14 protein-coding genes and 1 pseudogene are annotated in these 20,380 nt (G+C 69.7%); 8 read left to right on the forward strand and 7 right to left on the reverse strand.

The window, feature by feature from the left end; translation table 11 throughout:
* Positions 1 to 69 precede the first annotated feature (69 nt).
* Complete coding sequence (locus ACGFSB_RS01245; RefSeq protein ID WP_393392270.1) at positions 70 to 468, forward strand: hypothetical protein; 399 nt, start codon at positions 70 to 72, stop codon at positions 466 to 468.
* Between the two features lie 157 nt (positions 469 to 625).
* Positions 626 to 2,059, forward strand: a complete 1,434-nt coding sequence (locus ACGFSB_RS01250; protein ID WP_393392273.1) for a S28 family serine protease — start codon at positions 626 to 628, stop codon at positions 2,057 to 2,059.
* Positions 2,060 to 2,118: 59 nt separating this feature from the next.
* Here the strand turns inward: ACGFSB_RS01250 and ACGFSB_RS01255 are convergent, their stop codons facing one another.
* The 3 genes from ACGFSB_RS01255 to ACGFSB_RS01265 all read right to left on the reverse strand — a co-directional run bounded on the left by ACGFSB_RS01255 (position 2,119) and on the right by ACGFSB_RS01265 (position 6,037).
* A complete protein-coding gene (locus ACGFSB_RS01255; RefSeq protein WP_393392276.1) occupies positions 2,119 to 2,754 on the reverse strand; it encodes a hypothetical protein in 636 nt (211 codons plus the stop codon).
* A gap of 113 nt (positions 2,755 to 2,867) precedes the next feature.
* Positions 2,868 to 4,709 carry a glycoside hydrolase family 3 protein gene (locus ACGFSB_RS01260; protein WP_393392278.1) on the reverse strand — a complete coding sequence of 614 codons (1,842 nt, stop codon included), beginning with the start codon at positions 4,707 to 4,709 and terminating at the stop codon, positions 2,868 to 2,870.
* A 353-nt stretch (positions 4,710 to 5,062) separates the two neighbouring features.
* The gene (locus tag ACGFSB_RS01265) at positions 5,063 to 6,037 is read right to left on the reverse strand and encodes a LysR family transcriptional regulator (protein WP_393392281.1); all 975 of its coding nucleotides are present in this window, start codon (positions 6,035 to 6,037) and stop codon (positions 5,063 to 5,065) included.
* A gap of 92 nt (positions 6,038 to 6,129) precedes the next feature.
* On the opposite strand from ACGFSB_RS01265, the gene ACGFSB_RS01270 reads away from it, so the two are divergent.
* Entirely contained in the window at positions 6,130 to 7,113 is a 984-nt protein-coding gene (locus ACGFSB_RS01270; protein WP_393392284.1) for an EamA family transporter, read from the forward strand.
* On the opposite strand, the pseudogene ACGFSB_RS01275 reads toward ACGFSB_RS01270, so the two are convergent.
* The 3 genes and pseudogenes from ACGFSB_RS01275 to ACGFSB_RS01285 all read right to left on the reverse strand — a co-directional run.
* Positions 7,103 to 7,783, reverse strand: a pseudogene (locus tag ACGFSB_RS01275) (sugar phosphate isomerase/epimerase family protein); the annotation flags it as partial. The gene ACGFSB_RS01270 and the pseudogene ACGFSB_RS01275 sit on opposite strands and share 11 nt — an antisense overlap.
* A 10-nt stretch (positions 7,784 to 7,793) precedes the next feature.
* On the reverse strand, positions 7,794 to 8,753 hold the full coding sequence (locus ACGFSB_RS01280; protein ID WP_393392287.1) for a GNAT family N-acetyltransferase: 960 nt from the start codon (positions 8,751 to 8,753) through the stop codon (positions 7,794 to 7,796).
* 163 nt (positions 8,754 to 8,916) lie between these two features.
* On the reverse strand, positions 8,917 to 9,975 hold the full coding sequence (locus ACGFSB_RS01285) for a LacI family DNA-binding transcriptional regulator (RefSeq protein ID WP_393392290.1): 1,059 nt from the start codon (positions 9,973 to 9,975) through the stop codon (positions 8,917 to 8,919).
* A 121-nt stretch (positions 9,976 to 10,096) separates the two neighbouring features.
* Here ACGFSB_RS01285 and ACGFSB_RS01290 point away from each other — a divergent pair, with 121 nt between their 5' ends.
* The 5 genes from ACGFSB_RS01290 to ACGFSB_RS01310 all read left to right on the forward strand — a co-directional run bounded on the left by ACGFSB_RS01290 (position 10,097) and on the right by ACGFSB_RS01310 (position 17,619).
* Positions 10,097 to 11,263 carry a Gfo/Idh/MocA family protein gene (locus tag ACGFSB_RS01290; protein ID WP_393392293.1) on the forward strand — a complete coding sequence of 389 codons (1,167 nt, stop codon included), beginning with the start codon at positions 10,097 to 10,099 and terminating at the stop codon, positions 11,261 to 11,263.
* Positions 11,260 to 12,414: a dihydrodipicolinate synthase family protein gene (locus ACGFSB_RS01295; RefSeq protein ID WP_393392296.1), complete on the forward strand. Its 1,155-nt coding sequence runs from the start codon at positions 11,260 to 11,262 to the stop codon at positions 12,412 to 12,414. Before ACGFSB_RS01290 ends, ACGFSB_RS01295 begins: the two co-directional genes overlap by 4 nt.
* Positions 12,411 to 13,247, forward strand: coding sequence for a sugar phosphate isomerase/epimerase family protein (locus ACGFSB_RS01300; protein ID WP_393392299.1), 837 nt, complete (start codon positions 12,411 to 12,413; stop codon positions 13,245 to 13,247). Before ACGFSB_RS01295 ends, ACGFSB_RS01300 begins: the two co-directional genes overlap by 4 nt.
* Before the next feature lie 632 nt (positions 13,248 to 13,879).
* Positions 13,880 to 16,129 (forward strand): ATP-dependent RecD-like DNA helicase, encoded by a 2,250-nt coding sequence (locus ACGFSB_RS01305; RefSeq protein WP_393392301.1) that lies wholly within the window; start codon positions 13,880 to 13,882, stop codon positions 16,127 to 16,129.
* A 197-nt stretch (positions 16,130 to 16,326) separates the two neighbouring features.
* Positions 16,327 to 17,619 (forward strand): citrate synthase, encoded by a 1,293-nt coding sequence (locus tag ACGFSB_RS01310; RefSeq protein WP_393392304.1) that lies wholly within the window; start codon positions 16,327 to 16,329, stop codon positions 17,617 to 17,619.
* A 476-nt stretch (positions 17,620 to 18,095) separates the two neighbouring features.
* On the opposite strand, the gene ACGFSB_RS01315 is transcribed toward ACGFSB_RS01310, so the two are convergent.
* A complete protein-coding gene (locus tag ACGFSB_RS01315; RefSeq protein ID WP_393392307.1) occupies positions 18,096 to 20,333 on the reverse strand; it encodes a heavy metal translocating P-type ATPase in 2,238 nt (745 codons plus the stop codon).
* Positions 20,334 to 20,380: the final 47 nt, after the last annotated feature.

A 20,380-nucleotide genomic window follows, 5' to 3' on the forward strand; every position in this document is an offset into this window, starting at 1 on the left:
CAACCGGGCGCCCTGCGGGCCGCGTCCGTACATCAGTACGCTGATGCGGAAGTGGCGGGAGGGGAACCGGTGAGCACTGGTCGAATACGGCGGCGCTTTGCGTTCGGTGCGGGCGTCCTTGCGGCAACCGTCCTGCTCGGTGTCGTCGCGGGTGCGGGAACGGCCCAGGCGCAGGCATCGGCGGGCCGCTGCGCCGGGCACAAGGTGCGCACCCTCTCCTTCAGTACGGGCAAGGTCGTGGTCTACAAGAGTCGCAGCTACGTCTGCGCCGTCACCATCGCCAAGCGCCCCGGCGCCCGCAAGACGATGTCCGTCAGCGTCCAGGCCCGCGGCAACCGCCCGGCCAGGGACAAGGGCCGCTACACCCATCACGCGGGCCCGGTGACGGTGCACGCGGGTCGCCGGTGTGTGTGGGTGAGGGGAGAGGTCGGCGGGGGGAGCACCAGCTCGGGCTGGATCCTGTGCTGAGGGGCTGAGGGGCTGAGGGGCTGGGGGCGGTTTTCTGGGTACAGCGCCCCCTTTGTGATGGAGTGCGCCCGAGTGTGACGCAAGTGCCCCTAGTGGTGAACGAGTTGCTCCGATAAGTTCCGGCGGACGCAACCGTGAACCACTCAGGGGAGAGTGCATGCGCAAGGCGCTCAGATGGCTGCTGTCGCTAGTGGTGCTCATAGGCATAGGCACCGCGGGCACAGCGAGTGCGGCAGGAGCGGCCACCGCCGCGAAGCCGCAGGCCGTCGACACACAGGCCACCGACATAAAGGACCGGCTCCTCGCGATACCGGGCATGAGCCTGATCGAGGAGAAGCCGTACGCCGGCTACCGCTACTTCGTCCTCAACTACACCCAGCCGATCGACCACCGGCACCCCTCCAAGGGCACCTTCAAGCAGCGTCTGACGGTTCTGCACAAGGACACCGCCCGCCCGACGGCCCTCTTCACCAGCGGCTACGGAGTCTCGACCACTCCCAGCCGCAGCGAGCCGACGCGGATCATCGACGGCAACCAGGTCTCCGTGGAGTACCGCTACTTCACGCCGTCACGCCCCGAGCCCGCCGACTGGTCCAAGCTCGACATCTGGCAGGCCGCGAGCGACCAGCACCGCATCTTCAAGGCGCTCAAGCCCATCTACGACAAGAAGTGGCTGACGACCGGCGGCTCGAAGGGCGGCATGACCGCCACGTACTACGAGCGCTTCTACCCGCGTGACATGGACGGCGTCGTCGCGTACGTCGCCCCGAACGACGTGGTGAACAAGGAAGACTCCGCCTACGACGAGTTCTTCAAGACGGTCGGCACCAAGGAGTGCCGCACCAAGCTGGAGGCCGTGCAGCGCGAGGCGCTCGTGCGCCGTGAGCCGCTGGAGAAGAAGTACGCCGCGTTCGCCGAGGCGGGCGGCTACACCTTCAAGACGGTCGGGAACCTGGACAAGGCCTACGAGGCCGTCGTCCTGGACATGGTGTGGGGCTTCTGGCAGTACCAGCCGGAGTCCGCGTGCGCGGACGTCCCCGACGCCAAGTCCGCGTCGGACCAGGCGATCTTCGACTACATCGACGAGGTGGGCGGCTGGTCCTCCTACGCCGACCAGGGCCTGACCCCGTACACGCCGTACTACTACCAGGCCGGCACGCAGCTGGGCTCGCCCGACATCAAGCAGCCCTGGCTCGGCGACCTGAGCCGCTACGGCTACCAGCCGCCGCGGAACTTCGTGCCGCGTGACATCCCGATGAAGTTCGAGCCGGGTGCCATGAAGGACGTGGACCGCTGGGTGCGGCACAACGCGCAGCGGATGCTGTACGTCTACGGGGGTAACGACCCCTGGGGTGCGGAGCCGTTCCACCCCGCGACGGGCGCGAAGCACGACTCCTACGTCTTCACCGCGCCGGGCGCCAACCACGGCGCGAACGTGGCCGGCCTCGTCCCCGCCGAGAAGGCGAAGGCGACGGAGCGGATTCAGGCGTGGGCCGGGGTCTCGACTTCGGCGTCCCCGAAGCCGCTGGCTCCGTACGACGCGAAGCTTGACCGCAAGGACGCGCAGAAGGAGCTGACTCTGCGCCCGTAGTTCGTCCTCGAACGCCGGAGGGGCTGAGAATTCAGCCCCTCCGGCGGGGGGAGACCCGCTCACACCCGCACCGCACACCCCACCGGCTTCCCCGACTCCCCACCCCCCAGCGCCACATACAGCTGCGTAGCGGCAGGACACAGGGCCCGCTCAGTCACCGCCACCCTCACCCGATACTCCGGGGCCTTCGCGCCGGACCCATCACACGCCGTCTCCCGAACCTCGCCCCGCCCCGCGCTGTAGACGCAGTCCCCGACGACAGTCCGGGGCCCGCCCCCACCCCCCGGGTCCCCGGGATGCGGCTCCTCCAGGTTGCGCATACAGGCGTAGCCCCGCGGCACTTCGTTCCTCGTGGGTCTGCCTTCGGTGATGTGCAGTACGAAGTCTGTACGTACGGGGCAGGGAGGACCCTCCGCGACCTTGTCGTCGTAGCGGGCGATGACCCGCGCCGCGGCCCGCTCGCTCGTGCACGGCACCTCCGTGAAGGTCGCGCGGCCCCGCGAACTGCACTCGTCGACGGCGAGGAAGACCGCGCCGTACCCGGACGACGACGATGACGGCTGGCGGTCCGACGAATCCGATCCCGATCCCGGGTCCGATGATTTCTGGCAGCCGGTCACACCGGCGAACACCGCGACCAGCACCCCCGCGGTCCCCACAGCCCCCGCACATCTCCAGCCAAGCATGGCAAGCATGGCAATCCCCCCGATATCCGCACCCAGCGTGACCCGCCGGGGCGGGCACACGCCAGGTGCGCGGGGTGCTTTGGTTCAGGTAGAGGTGGTGCGCCGGGGGCGTGGCGTACGACTCAGTACGTCAGTCCGTATCCGACCGGGTACAGCACCTGCGCGGGATCATCCGCCCGCTGCACCGGTACGGGAAGCCGCCCGTGCGGCTCGACGCGCCCCGCGATCACCCGTACCGCGGCGCGCAGTTCGACATCCGTCCAGCAGTACGCCGCAAGGGACGCGCCCACGGACCGCAGCAGCGCCACGTCGTACGGATTGCGGATCGCCACCGCGACGACCGGGACGCCGGTCGCCACCAGGGCCTCCACCAGCGCGATCTGCGCGCTCCCCGCCCCGACGTTGTACGTGCCCACGAGCACCGCGTCATGGTCCGCGGCGGCTGCCACCGCCTCACTGATCTTGGCGGCGGAGGGAGCGGTGCCGGTGGGCAGGACCGTCGCCGAGAAGCCCGACTCCGTCAGCTGGCCGCCCAGTACGGCCGTCGGCGGCCCCGTCGTCCCCGACGGCGACGCGGGATCGGCGCCCACCACGAGCACCTTCCGGTGCGTGCTGTGCGACAGCGGAAGCAGCCCGCCCTCGTTGAGCAGCAGTGTCGTCGTCTCGTCGGCGATGCGGTCGGCCGCGGCGAGGTGCTCGCGCGTGCCGACCGCGCGGTCGACACCGCGCGAGGTGACGTACGGGTCGCTGAACAGGTCGAGCTTCGACTTGAGCCGCAGGATCCGGAGGATCGATTCGTCCAGGCGCGCCTCCGTCAGCTCGCCGCCCCGCACCGCCTGGAGCACCGCGTTCCAGGCGATCTCCGGCTTCGGCGGGTTGAGGAGCTGGTCGACGCCCGCCTTCAGGGCGAGCACCGGGACGCGGTCGTCGCCGTACTTCGTCCGTACGCCCTGCATCCCGAGCGAGTCCGTCACCACGACCCCGTCGTAACCGAGTTGCTCGCGCAGGATGCCGGTGAGGATGGGGTGGGAGAGCGTGGCCGGGTCCTCGGCGGGGTCAAGGGCGGGGACCACGATGTGCGCGGTCATGATCGAGTCGATACCCGCGCCCACCGCCGCGCGGAACGGCGGGGCGTCCAGGGTCTCCCACTGCTCGCGGGTGTGGTGGATGTAGGGCAGCTTGGAGTGGCTGTCGTCCTTGGTGTCGCCGTGGCCGGGGAAGTGCTTGGACGTCGATGCGATGTCCGTGCTCTGGTAGCCCTTGACCTGGGCGGCGACCAGGTCCGCGACCGCTTCGGGGTCGGCGCCGAAGGAGCGTACGCCGATGACGGGATTGGCGGGATTGACGTTCACGTCGGCGACCGGGGCGTAGTTCTGGCGGATGCCGAGCGCGCGGAGCTCGGCGCCCGCGATCCGGGCGGCCTTGCGTGCGGTGGACGGCGAGCCGGCGGCGCCCAGGGCCATCGCGCCGGGCAGCAGCGTGGCGGGGATGCCTACGCGGGCCACGGCGCCGTGCTCCTGGTCGGTGGAGATGAGCAGCGGGATGCGGGCGGTGGGGGACTGCTTCGGGTGCTCCGGGGTGAGGGCCGCGCGCTGGATGCCGTTCGAGAGGTCGGCGATCTGGTGCGGGGCACGGGTGTTGTGGGCCCAGCCGAAGTAGATGACGCCGCCCAGGTGGTATTTGGCGACCGCCTCCGCGGCGGTGCGCACGCCGAGCTCCTCCACGTTCGCGTCGATGTCCGCCTGGTCGGGCTCGGTGGCGGAGTGGCCGTACACATGCATCACGAAGAGCTGGCCGACCTTCTCTTCGAGGCTCATACGGGAGATGAGCTCCCGGAGTTTCCGGTCGCGAGCACGGTGCTGGTCGCCGCTGCCCGCCGCGTGGGCGGCGGGACTCGCGAGTGCCGCCGCGGCGACGGCCGTGGCGGCGAGCAGGGTGCGTCTGGACGCGTTTCGGTGGGACATGTGCGCTCCTTCGGGGACGGAGTCCGGACCGGAGCCGGGTTGGGGGAACCGGCTGAAGGAAACTTTCCGAGAGTCACGGATATCCCGAAGATTTCTGCCAGTCAAGGGACCTGGCGGCCACTGTGGAGGAGAGGGGCCGTCACCGGCGCTGTTGGGAGGGGGCGCACCGGTGACGGCATACTGCCGACCGCGGGCGGCGGAGAGGGTAAGTCAGCGTTCGCAGCCAGCAGCGATGCCGACACCGCCTCGCGGAGACTCACCCGGCAGCATGACCGTTGGACGGCCGGCCTCGCGTGTGGGTTCCCGGCCGAAGACGTATTTCCGGAAAGTGGTACGGGCGGGACTGCTGAGGCTCAGGGGGCGACTTGCTTGGGGTCATGGATGGGGTCACGGACGGGGTCGAGCGCGAGTGCCGGTCCAGATCCAGGTCCAGGTAGGGGCCAGTGCCCCTGCAAGGTCCGTACCGTCTCGGCTATCGCGGGGCGCCGCGACGCCCCCGCCCGCCACAGCGCGTACAGCCGCCGCACCGGCAACGGATCGAGCCGCACCGTGACCGCCCCTTCGGGGACAGGGCCGCGGCCGAGGCGCGGGATCAGCGCGATGCCGAGGCCCGCGGCGACCAGCGCGACCAGGGTGGGGTTCTCCTCCGCCGTGTGCGCGATGTCCGGCTCGCAGCCCGCCTCGCGCAGGGTGCGGATCAGCCACTCGTGGCAGACGAGCCCCGGCGGCTGGGTGATCCACCGTTCGCCCTTCAGCTCCTCGCGGCGCACCGCGTCACGCCCCGCGAGCCGGTGGCCGACGGGCACCACGAGGTCGCAGAGGTCATCGCCGATGACGGCCTGCTCGACGCCGGGAGGCGTGGGCAGCGGCGCGATGTCCCAGTCGTGCACGACGGCCATGTCCACCGCGCCCTTGGCCACCAGGTCGATGGAGAGATGCGGGTCGATCTCCGACATCCGGGCGTCGAGCGCGGGATGCCGCCGGGCGAGATCCGCGAGGACTCCGGGCATGATGCCGCGCGCCGCCGAGGCGAACGCGGCGATGGTCAGGCGTCCCGCCGGCAGCCCGCGCCGCTCCTCGAGCTCGGTCTCCGCGCGCTCCACGATCGCCATCAACTCCTGTGCGGTGGCGGCGAGATGACGCGCCTCCTCGGTGAGCGCGACACCCCTGCCCTGCCGTTCGAGGAGGGTGGTGCGGGTCTCGCGCTCCAGCTTGGCGATCTGCTGGGAGACGGCGGACGGGGTGTAGCCGAGCGCGGTGGCGGCGGCGCCGACGGTGCCGTGCACGGAGACGGCGTGCAGGGCGCGGAGCCGAGCGAGATCGAGCATGTGTGACCCACCCCATTCGTTAGCGTTGCTTCATCCCATCATGCAGTTATCCGCGCTGGTCCTACATGGTCATGCCGGGTGATCCTCGACCCATGCGACCCGCTCATGTCCTCCTCGCCGTCCTCGTCACCGCCGTATGGGGCGTCAATTTCGTCGTCATCGAGGTGGGCCTCGACCACTTCCCACCGCTGCTCTTCTCCGCCCTGCGCTTCCTGGTGGCGGCGCTGCCCGCGGTCTTCTTCGTGGGGCCGCCCAAGGTCGCGTGGAAGTGGATCGTGGGCGTCGGACTCGTCCTGGGGGTCGCCAAGTTCGGCCTTCTGTTCATCGGCATGGACGCGGGGATGCCGGCCGGGACGTCCTCCCTCGTCCTCCAGATCCAGGCGGTGTTCACGGCCCTCTTCGCCTTCGTGGCCCTCGGTGAACGACCCGGCCGCGTACGCCTGGCGGGCATGGTGATCGCCCTCGCGGGCATCGGTGTCGCGGCGGTCGACGAGGGGGAGGCGGGCCCGCTCACGGCCTTCGCGCTGCTGATCGCCGCCGCGGCCTGCTGGGGCGTATCGAACGTCCTGACCCGCAAGGCATCCCCGCCCGACTCCCTGAACTTCATGGTGTGGGTGAGCACGGTCCCGGTCCTGCCGCTGCTCGGGCTCTCGCTGCTCTTCGAGGGCCCGACGGCGGACCTCGCCGCCCTGCGCTCACTGGACTGGCAGGGCGCGGGAATCATCGTCTACGTCGCGTGGATCACGACGGTGTTCGGCTTCGGCGCCTGGGGCTATCTGCTGCGCCGCCACCCCGCGTCGACGGTGGCTCCCTTCTCGCTCCTCGTCCCGGTGTTCGGGATGTCGGCGGCGGCGCTCGTGCTCGGGGAGTCGGTGAGCGCGCTCGGGTGGTGCGCGGCGCCGCTCCTGGTCGGCGGCGTCGGCCTGACGTCCCTGGCGGGCGTCAGGCGTGGCGGTTCAGGAGCCGGGACAGGAAGTCCTGCCCAGGACCGAGCAGTCGGGGCAGTTCCGCGGCCTCCTCGTACCACCGCTTCTCGTACTCCCAGCACAACCAGCCGTCCCGCTGCTCCCCGCTGAGCAGCACGTCCACGCACTCGGCGAGCGGCAGGACTCCCGCGCCGAGCGCGAGCGGCGTCGTGTCGTCGGCCGACGCGATGTCCTTCACCTGGGCGTAGCCGAGGTACGGCGAGAGCGCCGCGTGGCTCTCGGCGGGGGTCTCGCCGCCGAGCCAGGTGTGCATCACGTCCCACAGGGCGCCGACGTGACGGTGCCCGACCGTGCCGAGTACGCGGGTGGCGGCGGCGCCGGTGCGGTGCGAGTCGTGGGTCTCCAGGAGGATGCGTACGCCGAAGTCGGCGGCGTACTCGGCCGCGGTACCGAGCCGTCGGGCCGCCGTCGCGTCGGCCTCATCGGCGCTCTGTTCGGTGCCGCCGCCGGGGAAGACGCGGATGAAGGGGGCGCCCAGGTCCCGGGCGAGGGTGAGCAGGGAACGTATGTCTTCGAGGACGGGCTTGTCGTCGCCGGGCTCGGCCACGCGCGCGTACCCGGCGATTGCGAGGATCTCGACGCCCGCGGCCTTGAACTGGGCGGCCACATCGGCCCGTTCGGAGAGGTCGATCCCCGGGTGGACCGGTTCTTCGGGATGCGCGCGCAGCTCGACGCCGTGATAGCCGTGGGTGGTGGCCAGGCTCAGCACGTCGGCGATGGGGAGGCCGGGCACGCCGAGGGTGGAGAAGGCGAGTTTCATGACGCAGACCCTAAAGGGTGTCTTCGTCCAGATGCAGTTGCCAGTCCTGCCCCAGCAGGTCGACCCCGAACGAGCGGTGCGGCTTCTCGTCGACGAGGACGAAGCCGTGCCGCTGATAGATGGCGCGGGCGGCGCCGAGGATGTCGTTGGTCCACAGCACCATCTCGCGATAGCCGACACCGCGGGCGAACTCGACGCAGGCGCCGACGAGTTGGTCGCCGATACCCATTCCCCGCGCGTCGGGCTCGACGAGCAGCAGCCGCAGCCGGGCGGTCGCGGGCGCGTCGTCGCGCACGCACATCACACACCCCACGCGGCGCCCGTCGAGCTCGGCGATCCACGTCCGCTCCAGGTGGGGGTCGTGGTCCTCCGCGTATTCGGCGACGATCCGGGCGACCAGGCCCTCGTACTCGATGTTGAACCCGTACTCGGCGGCGTACAGGGCGGCGTTGCGCTCCGCGATCCACCCGAGATCACCGGGACCGGGCGCACGCAGGACGGGGCGTGCGTCCTTCGCCCCGTCCTGCGCCGCACCGCTCAGGATCTCCCGTACGGTGCGCATCGCCTCCGCCAGGCGGGGCCGCTGGGCGGACGGCACATTCGAGAGCAGCGAACCGACGGCCTCACTGGACCGCTCGTCAAGGAGGGCGGCGGTCTCACGCCCCTGCGCGGTGAGCGTGATGCGCTGGCGCCGCGGATCACGCTCGGAGGGTGCACGCTCGACTATTCCGGCCTTCTCGAGCTTGCCGAGCAGACGGCTCAAGTATCCGGCGTCCAGGGAGAGTTCGGAGCGCAGGTCGGCCGCGTCGAGGTGGGGGGCGTGGTTGAGCTCGTAGAGGACGCGGGCCTCGGTGAGGGTGTACGGGACGTAGAGCTGGCGGCTGTAATCGAGGGCGCCGATGAGGTTCGTGTAGAAGCGGTTGAAGGCGCGGATCTCTTGGATGGGCGTCTCGGAGGCATGGGGCTTCACGGATCATCACTCCAGGGGGCATCGAGGCGTTTACCCTTGACTGAGTCAACGATACCCCGCGTCGGTCTCCGAGGCCATGCCCGCAGTGTCGAAACCCGCAGTGTCGAAACCCGCGGGATCGGCCTCCGCGGGATCAGCCGAGGTCTCCGGCCTCGTCCAGGGCTCACCCGCGCGGCGGCGCAGTCGACCCCCGCACCATCAGCTCCGCCCCGATCGTCGCCACGCCCCCGGGAGGTGCCGCCTCCGCGCCCGTGGCGAGGCGGCCCGCGCGGGCGCCCGCCTCGTACAGCGGCAGCCGTACGGTCGTCAGTGCGGGGACGGCGTCCACCGAGAAGGGGAGGTCGTCGAAGCCCGCCACCGAGATGTCCTGCGGTATGCGCAGGCCGCGCTCGCGCAGGGCGGCGGACGCGCCGAGGGCGACGGTGTCGTTGGCGGACACGATGGCGGTCAGGTCCGGGGCGCGGCGCAGGAGTTCGAGGGTGGCTTCGTAGCCGGACCGGCGGGTGTAGGGGCCGTGGACGGTCAGCTCGTCCTGGCCGCCGCTGTCGATGCCGGCGGCGGCCATCGCGTCCCTGTGCCCCTCGAGCCGATGCCGCGTGGTGGTCCGCTCCACAGGCCCCGCCACATAGCCGATCCTGCGGTGCCCCAGCGTCAGGAGATGCTCGGTGAGCCGCCGCCCGCCGTTGCGGTTGTCGAAGGTGAGGGTGGCCGTCACCGCGTCGGTGTCCGCGAGCGGCGGCCGTCCGCAGAGCACGATCCGGGTGCCCGCGTCGGCGAGCCGCGCCAGCTTCGCGGACATCGCTGCCGCGTGCTCCGGGTCCTCCAGTGCGCCGCCGGTCAGGACCACGGCCGCGGCGCGCTGGCGCTGCAGCAGCGTCAGATAGGTGAGCTCGCGCTCGGGGGAGCCCCCGGTGTTGCAGACCACGGCCATCCGCTCGCCGCCGGCGCGCCCGCCGGGTCCGCCGATCTCGGACTGCACCGCACCGGCCATGATCCCGAAGAAGGGGTCGGCGATGTCGTTCACCAGGATGCCGAGCAGATCGGACGTGGCCGCGGCGAGCGAGCTCGCGGGCCCGTTGAGGACGTAGTCGAGGTCGTCCACGGCGCGCAGGACACGCTCCCGGGTGGCCGCCGCCACGGGGTAGTTGCCGTTCAGTACGCGGGAGACGGTAGCGGGGGAGACCTGGGCGTGGGCCGCCACGTCCGCCAGGGTCACGGTCATCTCGTCGTCCTCCGTGTCACGGCTCTGGTCCGAAGCCCTTGTCCGAACCTTGTGCGGCAGGCTAGCTTCTTCTTGCATAGAAAGCGCTTGCTATGCGCCTGGAGCGTACGGAGGGACTGCTGTGACTCGCAAGACGGTGCGCATCGCCATGAACGGTGTGACAGGACGGATGGGCTACCGCCAGCACCTCGTCCGCTCCCTGCTCGCCCTGCGCGAGCAGGGCGGACTCGGTCTGGGTGACGCCGAGGGCACGGTGCTGTGGCCGGAGCCCGTCCTCGTGGGCCGCAGAGAGCACGCCCTGCGCGAGATCGCGGAACGCCACGGCCTGGACGCCGAGGCGAACATCTCGACCGACCTGGACGCGGTCCTCGCCGACCCCACCATCGACATCTACTTCGACGCGCAGGTCACCTCCGCGCGCGAGGAGGCCCTCACGCGAGCCATCGCCGCGGGCAAGCACATCTACACGGAGAAGCCGTCCGCGACAGGCCTCGCCGGAGCCCTGGAACTGGCCCGCCTCGCCCAGGCGGCCGGCATCAAGCACGGCGTGGTCCAGGACAAGCTCTTTCTACCGGGCCTCCTGAAACTGAAGCGCCTCATCGACGGCGGCTTCTTCGGCAAGATCCTGTCCGTCAGGGGCGAGTTCGGCTACTGGGTCTTCGAGGGCGACTGGCAGAGCGCCCAGCGCCCCTCCTGGAACTACCGCTCGGAGGACGGCGGCGGCATCGTCGTGGACATGTTCCCGCACTGGGAGTACGTACTGCACGAGCTGTTCGGCCGCGTACGCAGCGTCCAGGCCCTTGCCACGACACACGTCCCGCAGCGCTGGGACGAGCAGAACAAGCCCTACGACGCGACGGCGGACGACGCCGCGTACGGCATCTTCGAGCTCGATGGCGGCGCGATCGCCCAGATCAACTCCTCCTGGACGGTCCGGGTGAACCGTGACGAGCTGGTCGAGTTCCAGGTGGACGGCACGGAGGGCTCGGCGGTCGCGGGCCTGCGCAACTGCCGCGTACAGCACCGGGGTTCGACCCCCAAGCCGGTCTGGAACCCGGACCTGCCCGTGACCCAGTCCTTCCGCGACCAGTGGCAGGAGGTGCCGGACAACCAGGAGTTCGACAACGGCTTCAAAGCCCAATGGGAGCTGTTCCTGAAGCACGTGTACGCGGACGCGCCCTACCACTGGGACCTGCACGCGGGCGCACGCGGCGTGCAGCTCGCCGAACTCGGCCTGAAGTCCTCGGCCGAGGGCCGCCGCATCGAGGTGCCGGAGATCGTCCAGTGACGCTTCTGCTGCCGCGCGCGGACGGCACCACGCACCGGTACGAGCCCCGCCAGGCCACCCCTTCCCAGACGGCGGGCTCCCCTCCTACCTCCCGCACGGTCTTCTCGGCGGCACACGTGGTGGCGGACCCTTACCCGGACGTCTCCCCGGACTCCCCGGCGGCTGTCGACTGGGACGCGACCCTGGCCTTCCGCCGCCACCTGTGGGCGCAGGGCCTTGGCGTGGCCGAGGCGATGGACACGGCACAGCGGGGCATGGGCCTGGACTGGCAGGGCGCGGCGGAACTGATCAGACGTTCGGCGGCGGAAGCGAAGTCGGTGGGCGGCGCGATCGCCTGCGGCGCGGGCACGGACCAACTGACGGCCCCCACCGACCTCCTGACGGTCCGCTCCGCATACGAGGAGCAGCTGGCCCTGGTCGAATCGAGCGGCGCACAGGTGATCCTGATGGCGTCCCGCGCGCTCGCCGCAGTGGCGAAGTCACCGGACGACTACCTCCAGACGTACGGTCACCTCCTGCGCCAGGCGAGCGAGCCGGTGATCCTGCACTGGCTCGGCCCGATGTTCGACCCGGCGCTCACCGGCTACTGGGGCAGTACGGACCTGGACGCCGCGACGGACACCTTCCTCGAGGTCATCACGGCCCACCCCGACAAGGTCGACGGCATCAAGATCTCCCTCCTGGACCCACAGCGCGAGATCGCCGTGCGCCGCCGCCTGCCGGACGGCGTCCGCTGCTACACGGGCGACGACTTCAACTATCCCGAGCTGATCGCGGGCGACGACCAGGGCTTCAGCCACGCCCTGCTGGGCATCTTCGACCCCCTTGCCCCCTTGGCGGCCCAGGCGGTACGACTCCTCGACACGGGCGACACGAAGGCGTTCCACGCCTGCCTCGACCCGACGGTCCCGCTCTCCCGCCACCTCTTCCAGCCACCCACCCGCTTCTACAAGACAGGCGTGGTGTTCCTGGCGTGGCTGGCAGGCCACCAAACCCATTTCACGATGGTGGGGGGCCTCCAGTCGGCGCGGTCGCTGCCGCACTTGGCTCACGCGTACGAACTGGCGGACAACCTCGGCCTGTTCCCGGACCCCGCGCTCGCCGAGTCCCGGATGAAATCCCTGCTCACCGTGTACGGAGTCCAGCAATGAGCGAGGCGGCCCTTGCGCGCTTCTCCATCAACCAGATGACGGTCAAGCAGCTCTCCCTCCCCGAACTCGCCACGGCGTGCGTGGACCTGGGGATCCCCGGGGTCGGCCTCTGGCGGGAGCCGGTCCAGGCCTACGGCCTTGAGGCGACCGCCAAGCTGATGCGCGACGCGGGCCTGACGGTCACCACGCTCTGCCGGGGCGGCTTCCTCACGGCGATCGACGCACACGCGCGCGTGGCGGCCATCGACGACAACAGGGCGGCGATCGACGAGGCGGCAACTCTCGGCACGGACACGCTGGTCCTGGTCTCGGGCGGCCTGCCTCCCGGCAGCAAGGACTTGCACGGAGCACGCTCCCGCATCGCCGAGGCGCTGGCGGAACTCGCCCCGTACGCGGCATCGCGCGGGATCCGCCTGGCCATCGAACCCCTCCACCCGATGTTCGCGTCGGACCGCTGCGTGGTGTCGACGCTCGCTCAGTCCCTCGACCTGGCCGAGGACTTCCCACCTTCACAGGTCGGGGTCTGCGTGGACACGTACCACGTGTGGTGGGACGACCAGGCGCCGGCGCAGATCGCCCGAGCGGGACAGGGCGGACGCCTCCACGCCTTCCAACTGGCCGACTGGATCACCCCGTTGCCCGAGGGCGTTCTGAACGGGCGTGGCCAGCTGGGCTCGGGGTCGGTCGACCTGCGGCAGTGGCGCGGCTACGTGGAGGAGGCGGGCTATACGGGCCCGATCGAGGTCGAACTCTTCAACGAGGAGCTGTGGGCGAGGGACGGCAGGGAGCTCCTGTCGGAGACGGCAAGGAGCTACGCCACGGAGGCGTGCTAAGCGCTTCGCTGGATGTGCGGGACTGGTCCTTCGGATGTCTGCGAGCCCGTCGTGGCTGGTCGCGCAGTTCCCCGCGCCCCTTCAGGGCGCTGCCAAACCGTAGCCGACTTCGCCCGACCCGCTTAGCCCGCAGCGGGACCCCATCCCGATTGCCCCGCAGCGTTGGCCTCCACGACGTACCCGCTGTCGGCAACGGACGCGAGGGGTCGTGTCGGTATTTCCGCCCGGAGCACGGTTCCCAGAACTCCAGCACCGAAGAAGCCCGACGCTCAGACCGTGATGGCGAGGACGGACATACCGGCGCGGCCCCGCTGCCACCGACGAACCGATGCCGCGTCGCCAACCCCCACCCAACGAGCCACAGGCGCCGCAGGCATCCCCACCCACACACCCGCACAGGCACCCACACACCTGAAACTTTCCGGTCCGGCCCGTGCAACCCTTCCCGCCCTACGCGGGTCGTACTGTGCGTCGGGACTTCCGTACGGGAGATCTGGGGGGATCGCGGAGTACCGACAGGGGAGGGGAAACCCGAGGGGGCCCGGTCGATCGGACCGGGCCCCCTCGAGTTGTCCACAGGGAGTTGTCCACAGGCTTCCCGCGCTGTCGGTGCGGAGCGGTAGCGTCGGATCATGTCGAGTCCAGCAGCAGCGACGACGCCACCAACACCCGCAGTCGTCGAGGGTGTCCTGGAGCGGATCACCTACGCCAACGAGGAGAACGGGTACACGGTCGCCCGTGTGGACACAGGCCGCGGCAGCGGCGACCTCCTCACCGTGGTCGGCTCACTCCTCGGCGCGCAGGCAGGCGAATCACTCCGCATGGAAGGCCGCTGGGGCTCCCACGCGCAGTACGGCAAGCAGTTCACGGTGGAGAACTACACCACGATCCTCCCCGCCACCATCCAAGGCATCCGCCGCTATCTCGGCTCAGGCCTCATCAAGGGCATCGGCCCAGTCATGGCCGACCGCATCACCACCCACTTCGGCGTGGACACCCTCGACATCATCGAGCAAGACCCCAAGCGCCTGGTCGAAGTCCCCGGCCTGGGCCCCAAGCGGACCAAGCTGATCGCCGCGGCCTGGGAGGAGCAGAAGGCCATCAAGGAGGTCATGGTCTTCCTGCAAGGAGTAGGCGTCTCCACGTCCATCGCCGTCCGTATCTATAAGAAGTACGCGGACGCCTCCATCTCCATAGTGAAGAACGAGCCCTATCGTCTCGCCGCCGACGTCTGGGGCATCGGCTTCCTCACCGCGGACCGCATCGCCCAGTCCGTCGGCATCCCGCACGACAGCCCGGAACGCGTCAAGGCGGGCCTCCAGTACGCACTGTCGCAGTCCACCGACCAGGGCAACTGCTATCTCCCGGAGGAGCGCCTCATCGCGGACGCGGTGAAGCTGCTCCAGGTCGACACGGGCCTGGTCATCGACTGCCTCGCCGAACTGGCAGGCGAGGAGGAAGGCGTCGTACGAGAGAAGGTCCCCGGCCCCGACGGCGGCGCGGCCCACGGCGGCGAGGACGTCACGGCCGTCTACCTGGTCCCTTTCCACCGCGCGGAGCTGTCCCTCTCCGCCCAGCTGCTGCGCCTCCTCAGGACCGCGGAAGACCGTATGCCCGCCTTCCAGGACGTGGCCTGGGACAAGGCACTCGCGTGGCTGGCCACCCGCACGGGCGCCGACCTCGCCCCCGAGCAGGAGGAAGCGGTCAGGCTGGCGCTGACGCAGAAGGTCGCCGTCCTCACCGGCGGCCCCGGCTGCGGCAAGTCCTTCACGGTCCGCTCGATCGTGGAGCTGGCCCGAGCCAAGAAAGCGAAGGTCGTCCTCGCCGCCCCCACGGGCCGCGCGGCCAAACGCCTCGCCGAGCTCACCGGCGCCGAGGCCTCCACGGTCCACCGCCTCCTGGAGCTCAAGCCGGGAGGAGACGCGGCGTACGACAAGGAGAGGCCCCTCGACGCCGACCTCGTAGTCGTCGACGAGGCATCCATGCTGGACCTGCTCCTCGCCAACAAACTGGCGAAGGCGGTGGCCCCCGGCGCACACCTCCTCTTCGTCGGAGACGTGGACCAGCTGCCGAGCGTCGGCGCGGGCGAGGTCCTGCGCGACATGCTCAGCGAGCAGAGCCCCGTCCCCGCGGTCCGGCTCACGCACATCTTCCGCCAGGCCCAGCAGTCCGGCGTCGTCACGAACGCCCACCGCATCAACTCCGGCGTGCCGCCCCTCACTCAGGGCCTCACGGACTTCTTCCTCTTCGTGGAGGACGAGACCGAGGACGCCGCGCGGCTCACGGTGGACGTGGCCGCGCACCGCATCCCGGCGAAGTTCGGCCTCGACCCCCGCAGGGACGTCCAGGTGCTCGCACCCATGCACCGCGGCCCGGCGGGCGCGGGCAGCCTGAACGGCCTGCTCCAGCAGGCCATCACCCCCAGCAGGCCGGACGTACCGGAGAAGCGCTTCGGCGGCCGCGTGTTCCGCGTCGGCGACAAGGTCACCCAGATCCGCAACAACTACGAGAAGGGGCAGAACGGCGTCTTCAATGGCACCGTCGGAGTAGTCACCTCGCTCGACTCCGACGAGCAGCGGCTCACGGTCCTGACGGACGAGGAGGAGGAGATTCCGTACGACTTCGACGAACTGGACGAACTGACGCACGCGTACGCGGTCACCATCCACCGCTCCCAGGGCAGTGAGTATCCGGCGGTGGTGATCCCCGTGACCACGAGCGCATGGATGATGCTGCAGAGGAACCTGCTCTATACGGCGGTGACGCGGGCCAAGAAGCTGGTCGTGCTTGTCGGTTCACGCAAGGCTCTGGGACAAGCGGTGCGCACGGTCTCCGCGGGCAGACGCTGTACGGCCCTGGATTTCCGGCTCGGAAAATTTTGATCGATCAAACGAGTCGGAAAGGTCACACAGCGCTTCCGCAACCGGGTCGAAGGGGGCAGGATGAGTAAGTTGGCGGCACTCAGTGCCGCCAATAGGCCCAATGGTCGACCCCGAGTGCACTCTCCAGGGCCAAATGGGGGATGGTAGAGACAGTCAGGGCACCTCGAAGAAGAGGCACAACGTCGGTGAGGGATGACGTGAGCGACAACTCTGTAGTACTGCGGTACGGCGATGGCGACGAGTACACCTACCCGGTGATCGATTCGACCGTCGGCGACAAGGGCTTCGACATCGGGAAGCTCCGCGCCCAGACCGGTCTGGTGACCCTGGACAGCGGCTATGGCAACACCGCCGCTTATAAATCCGCCATCACCTACCTCGACGGCGAGCAGGGGATCCTCCGGTATCGCGGCTATCCGATCGAGCAGCTGGCCGAGCGCTCCACCTTCACCGAGGTGGCGTACCTGCTGATCAACGGCGAACTGCCGAAGGTCGACGAGCTCGCCAGTTTCAAGAACGACATCACGCAGCACACGCTGCTGCACGAGGACGTCAAGCGCTTCTACGACGGCTTCCCGCGTGACGCCCACCCGATGGCGATGCTGTCGTCCGTGGTCAGCGCGCTGTCGACGTTCTACCAGGACAGTCACAACCCGTTCGACGAGGAGCAGCGCGACCTCTCGACGATCCGCCTGCTCGCCAAGCTTCCGACGATCGCGGCCTACGCGTACAAGAAGTCGCAGGGCCACCCGGTCGTCTACCCGCGCAACGACCTCGGCTATGTCGAGAACTTCCTGCGCATGACGTTCTCGGTGCCTGCCGCCGAGTACGACCTGGACCCGGTCGTCGTCTCCGCGCTCGACAAGCTCCTGATCCTGCACGCGGATCACGAGCAGAACTGTTCGACCTCCACCGTGCGTCTGGTCGGCTCGTCGCAGGCGAACATGTTCGCCTCGATCTCCGCCGGCATCTCGGCCCTCTGGGGTCCGCTGCACGGTGGCGCCAACCAGTCCGTCCTGGAGATGCTCGAGGGCATCAAGCAGGACGGCGGCGACGTCGACAACTTCATCCGCAAGGTGAAGAACAAGGAAGACGGCGTGAAGCTCATGGGCTTCGGGCACCGCGTCTACAAGAACTTCGACCCGCGGGCGCAGATCATCAAGGCGGCGGCGCACGACGTCCTCTCGGCTCTCGGCAAGAACGACGAGCTGCTCGACATCGCGCTGAAGCTGGAAGAGCACGCGCTGGCCGACGACTACTTCGTCGAGCGCAAGCTGTACCCCAACGTGGACTTCTACACGGGCCTCATCTACCGCGCGATGGGCTTCCCGACCGAGATGTTCACGGTTCTCTTCGCGCTGGGCCGCCTCCCGGGCTGGATCGCCCAGTGGCACGAGATGATCAAGGAGCCTGGCTCCCGCATCGGCCGTCCCCGGCAGATTTACACCGGTGAGGTTCTTCGGGACTTCGTTCCGGTCGAGGGTCGCTGACCCTCTTTCGGAAGCTGCGGGCCGCATGTGGCTGAGCGCGCAGTTCCCCGCGCCCCCTACGGGGCGCACAGCGCAAGCCAAGCGAAAAGCGCCCCGCCGCCGATCCCCCCACGGGTCGACGGTCGGGGCGCTTTCCTATTTCCCGGTGCGGATTCCCCCCACGGGATCCGGCCGGGCGTCTGTGGTGGTCTGCGATCTGCCGGGACGCGTACGTATCGGGAGGGCCGCTCAAAGCTCCCCGGTGCACGTGTCCCGGCCAACGCATTCCTAGGAACATCCCCCAAGATGTCCCCGATGTCTAGAGACGTCCCCCAAGACGTCCCCGGCATCGTCTCTTAGACTCGCGAGCCCCCTGAATGGTTACGTTCGGATCGCTGTGATCTGCGTCTCTTGCATATGTCCTGTACATGCGCAAGAGGCCCGATATGCCGATCAGGACTCAGGGGTGAGAATGCTGCGACCAAGATGTGAAGAGTCTATGTGAAGGTCCGCAGACGAAGGCTGTTCGTCACCACAAATACTGATGAGAACGCCATCGCGGCCCCCGCGATCATCGGGTTCAGAAGCCCGGCCGCGGCCAGCGGAAGCGCGGCGACGTTGTAGCCGAAGGCCCAGAAGAGATTGCCCTTGATCGTGGCGAGGGTCTTACGGGAGAGCCTGATCGCGTCGGCGGCCCCGCGCAAGTCCCCGCGCACCAGCGTCAGATCGCTCGCCTCGATGGCCGCGTCCGTGCCCGTGCCCATCGCGAGCCCCAGATCGGCGGTGGCGAGCGCCGCCGCGTCGTTGACCCCGTCCCCGACCATCGCGACGACCTTGCCCTCGCCGCGCAGCCGCCGTACGACATCGACCTTGTCCTCGGGCAGGACATCGGCGTACACGGCGTCCGCGTCGATACCGACGGCCTCGGCCACCGCTTCGGCGACGGCCCTGTTGTCGCCGGTGAGCAGCACCGGCGTCAGGCCCAGGGCACGCAGCTCGCGCACCGCTTCGGCGCTGGTGTCCTTGACGGCGTCGGCGACGGTGAGGACACCGCGGGCCACGCCGTCCCAGGCGACCAGGACGGCCGTACGCCCCGTCGCCTCGGCCTCCGCCTTGAGCGCGGCCACCGAAGCGAGCCCCTCGACTCCCGCGTCCACGAGCAGCCGCTCACGACCGACGAGGACGTCATGTCCTTCCACCGTGCCGCGCACGCCGGACCCCGGGACGTTCCGGAACCCCTCCACGACGGGCAGCGAGCCCACCGGAAGCCCCAACTCCGCGGCGGCGCCCGCAGCGACGGCCCGCGCGACCGGATGCTCGGAGGCGTGTTCGAGGGCTCCCGCGAGCCGCAGCAACTGCTTCTCTTCGGTCTCCCCGCCGACGTACACGTCCCGCAGGGTCATGCGTCCCGTCGTCACCGTCCCGGTCTTGTCCAGGACGACGGTGTCGACGCGGCGCGTGGACTCGAGGACTTCAGGTCCCTTGATGAGGATGCCGAGCTGTGCCCCGCGCCCCGTGCCGACCATCAGGGCGGTCGGCGTCGCGAGGCCGAGCGCGCACGGGCAGGCGATGATCAGGACGGCGACGGCCGCGGTGAAGGCGGCGGTCACATCGCCGGTGGCGCCGAGCCAGCCGCCGAGCGTGGCGGTGGCGATCATCAGGACGACCGGCACGAAGATCCCGGCGATCCGGTCGGCGAGGCGCTGCACCTGAGCCTTGCCGGTCTGCGCGTCCTCGACGAGCTTGGCCATCCTGGCCAGTTGGGTGTCGGCGCCGACCCGCGTGGCCTCGACGACGAGCCGCCCCGAGACGTTCGTGGTGGCCCCGGTCACCGCGTCGCCCGCGGTCACATCCACCGGGACGGACTCGCCGGTCAGCATGGAGACATCGACCGCCGATGCGCCTTCGATGACGGTGCCGTCGGTCGCGACGGTCTCTCCGGGGCGTACGACGAAACGGTCGCCGACGACGAGACGCGCGACCGGAACACGTACCTCCGCACCGTCGCGCAGTACGGCGGCGTCCTTGGCGCCCAGTTCGAGCAGAGCCCGCAGGGCCGCGCCCGCCTTGCGCTTGGAGCGGGCCTCGAGCCAGCGGCCGAGCAGGATGAAGGAGATGACGCCCGCTGCGACTTCGAGATAGATCGTCGAGGCGGCGTCGGCGCGCGACACCGTGAACTCGAAGCCGTGCCGCATCCCCGGCATCCCCGCGTCCCCGAGGAACAGCGCCCACAGCGACCAGCCGAACGCGGCGAGCGTGCCCACCGACACCAGGGTGTCCATGGTCGCGGCGCCGTGCCGCAGGTTCGTGAACGCGGCCTTGTGGAAGGGGAACCCGCCCCAGACGACGACGGGCGCGGCCAGGGTCAGCGAGAGCCACTGCCAGTTGTCGAACTGGAGAGACGGGACCATCGCGAGCAGGACCACGGGCAGCGAGAGCACCGCCGAGCCGATGAGGCGCTGGCGCAGGGTGTCGGGCTCGGTGATGTCGGCGGTGGTGGGCGGCGCGTCCGACTCGGGGGGAGCCGGGACGATCTCCTCCGCCGTATAGCCCAGCTTCTCGACCGTCGCGATCAACTGTGCGACCTCGATCCCTTCGCCGTACGAGACTTTCGCCTTCTCCGTGGCGAGGTTGACCGACGCGCTCACGCCCTCCATGCGGTTCAGCTTCTTCTCGATGCGGGCGGAGCAGGAGGCGCAGGTCATTCCGCCGACGGCGAGTTCGACTTCGTTCATGGCTCTTTCACACTTCTGGGTGGAACGGCTGCGGGCCCTGCGGCGGC

The organism is Streptomyces sp. NPDC048441, assembly GCF_043200235.1.
Taxonomy (GTDB): Bacteria; Actinomycetota; Actinomycetes; order Streptomycetales; family Streptomycetaceae; genus Streptomyces.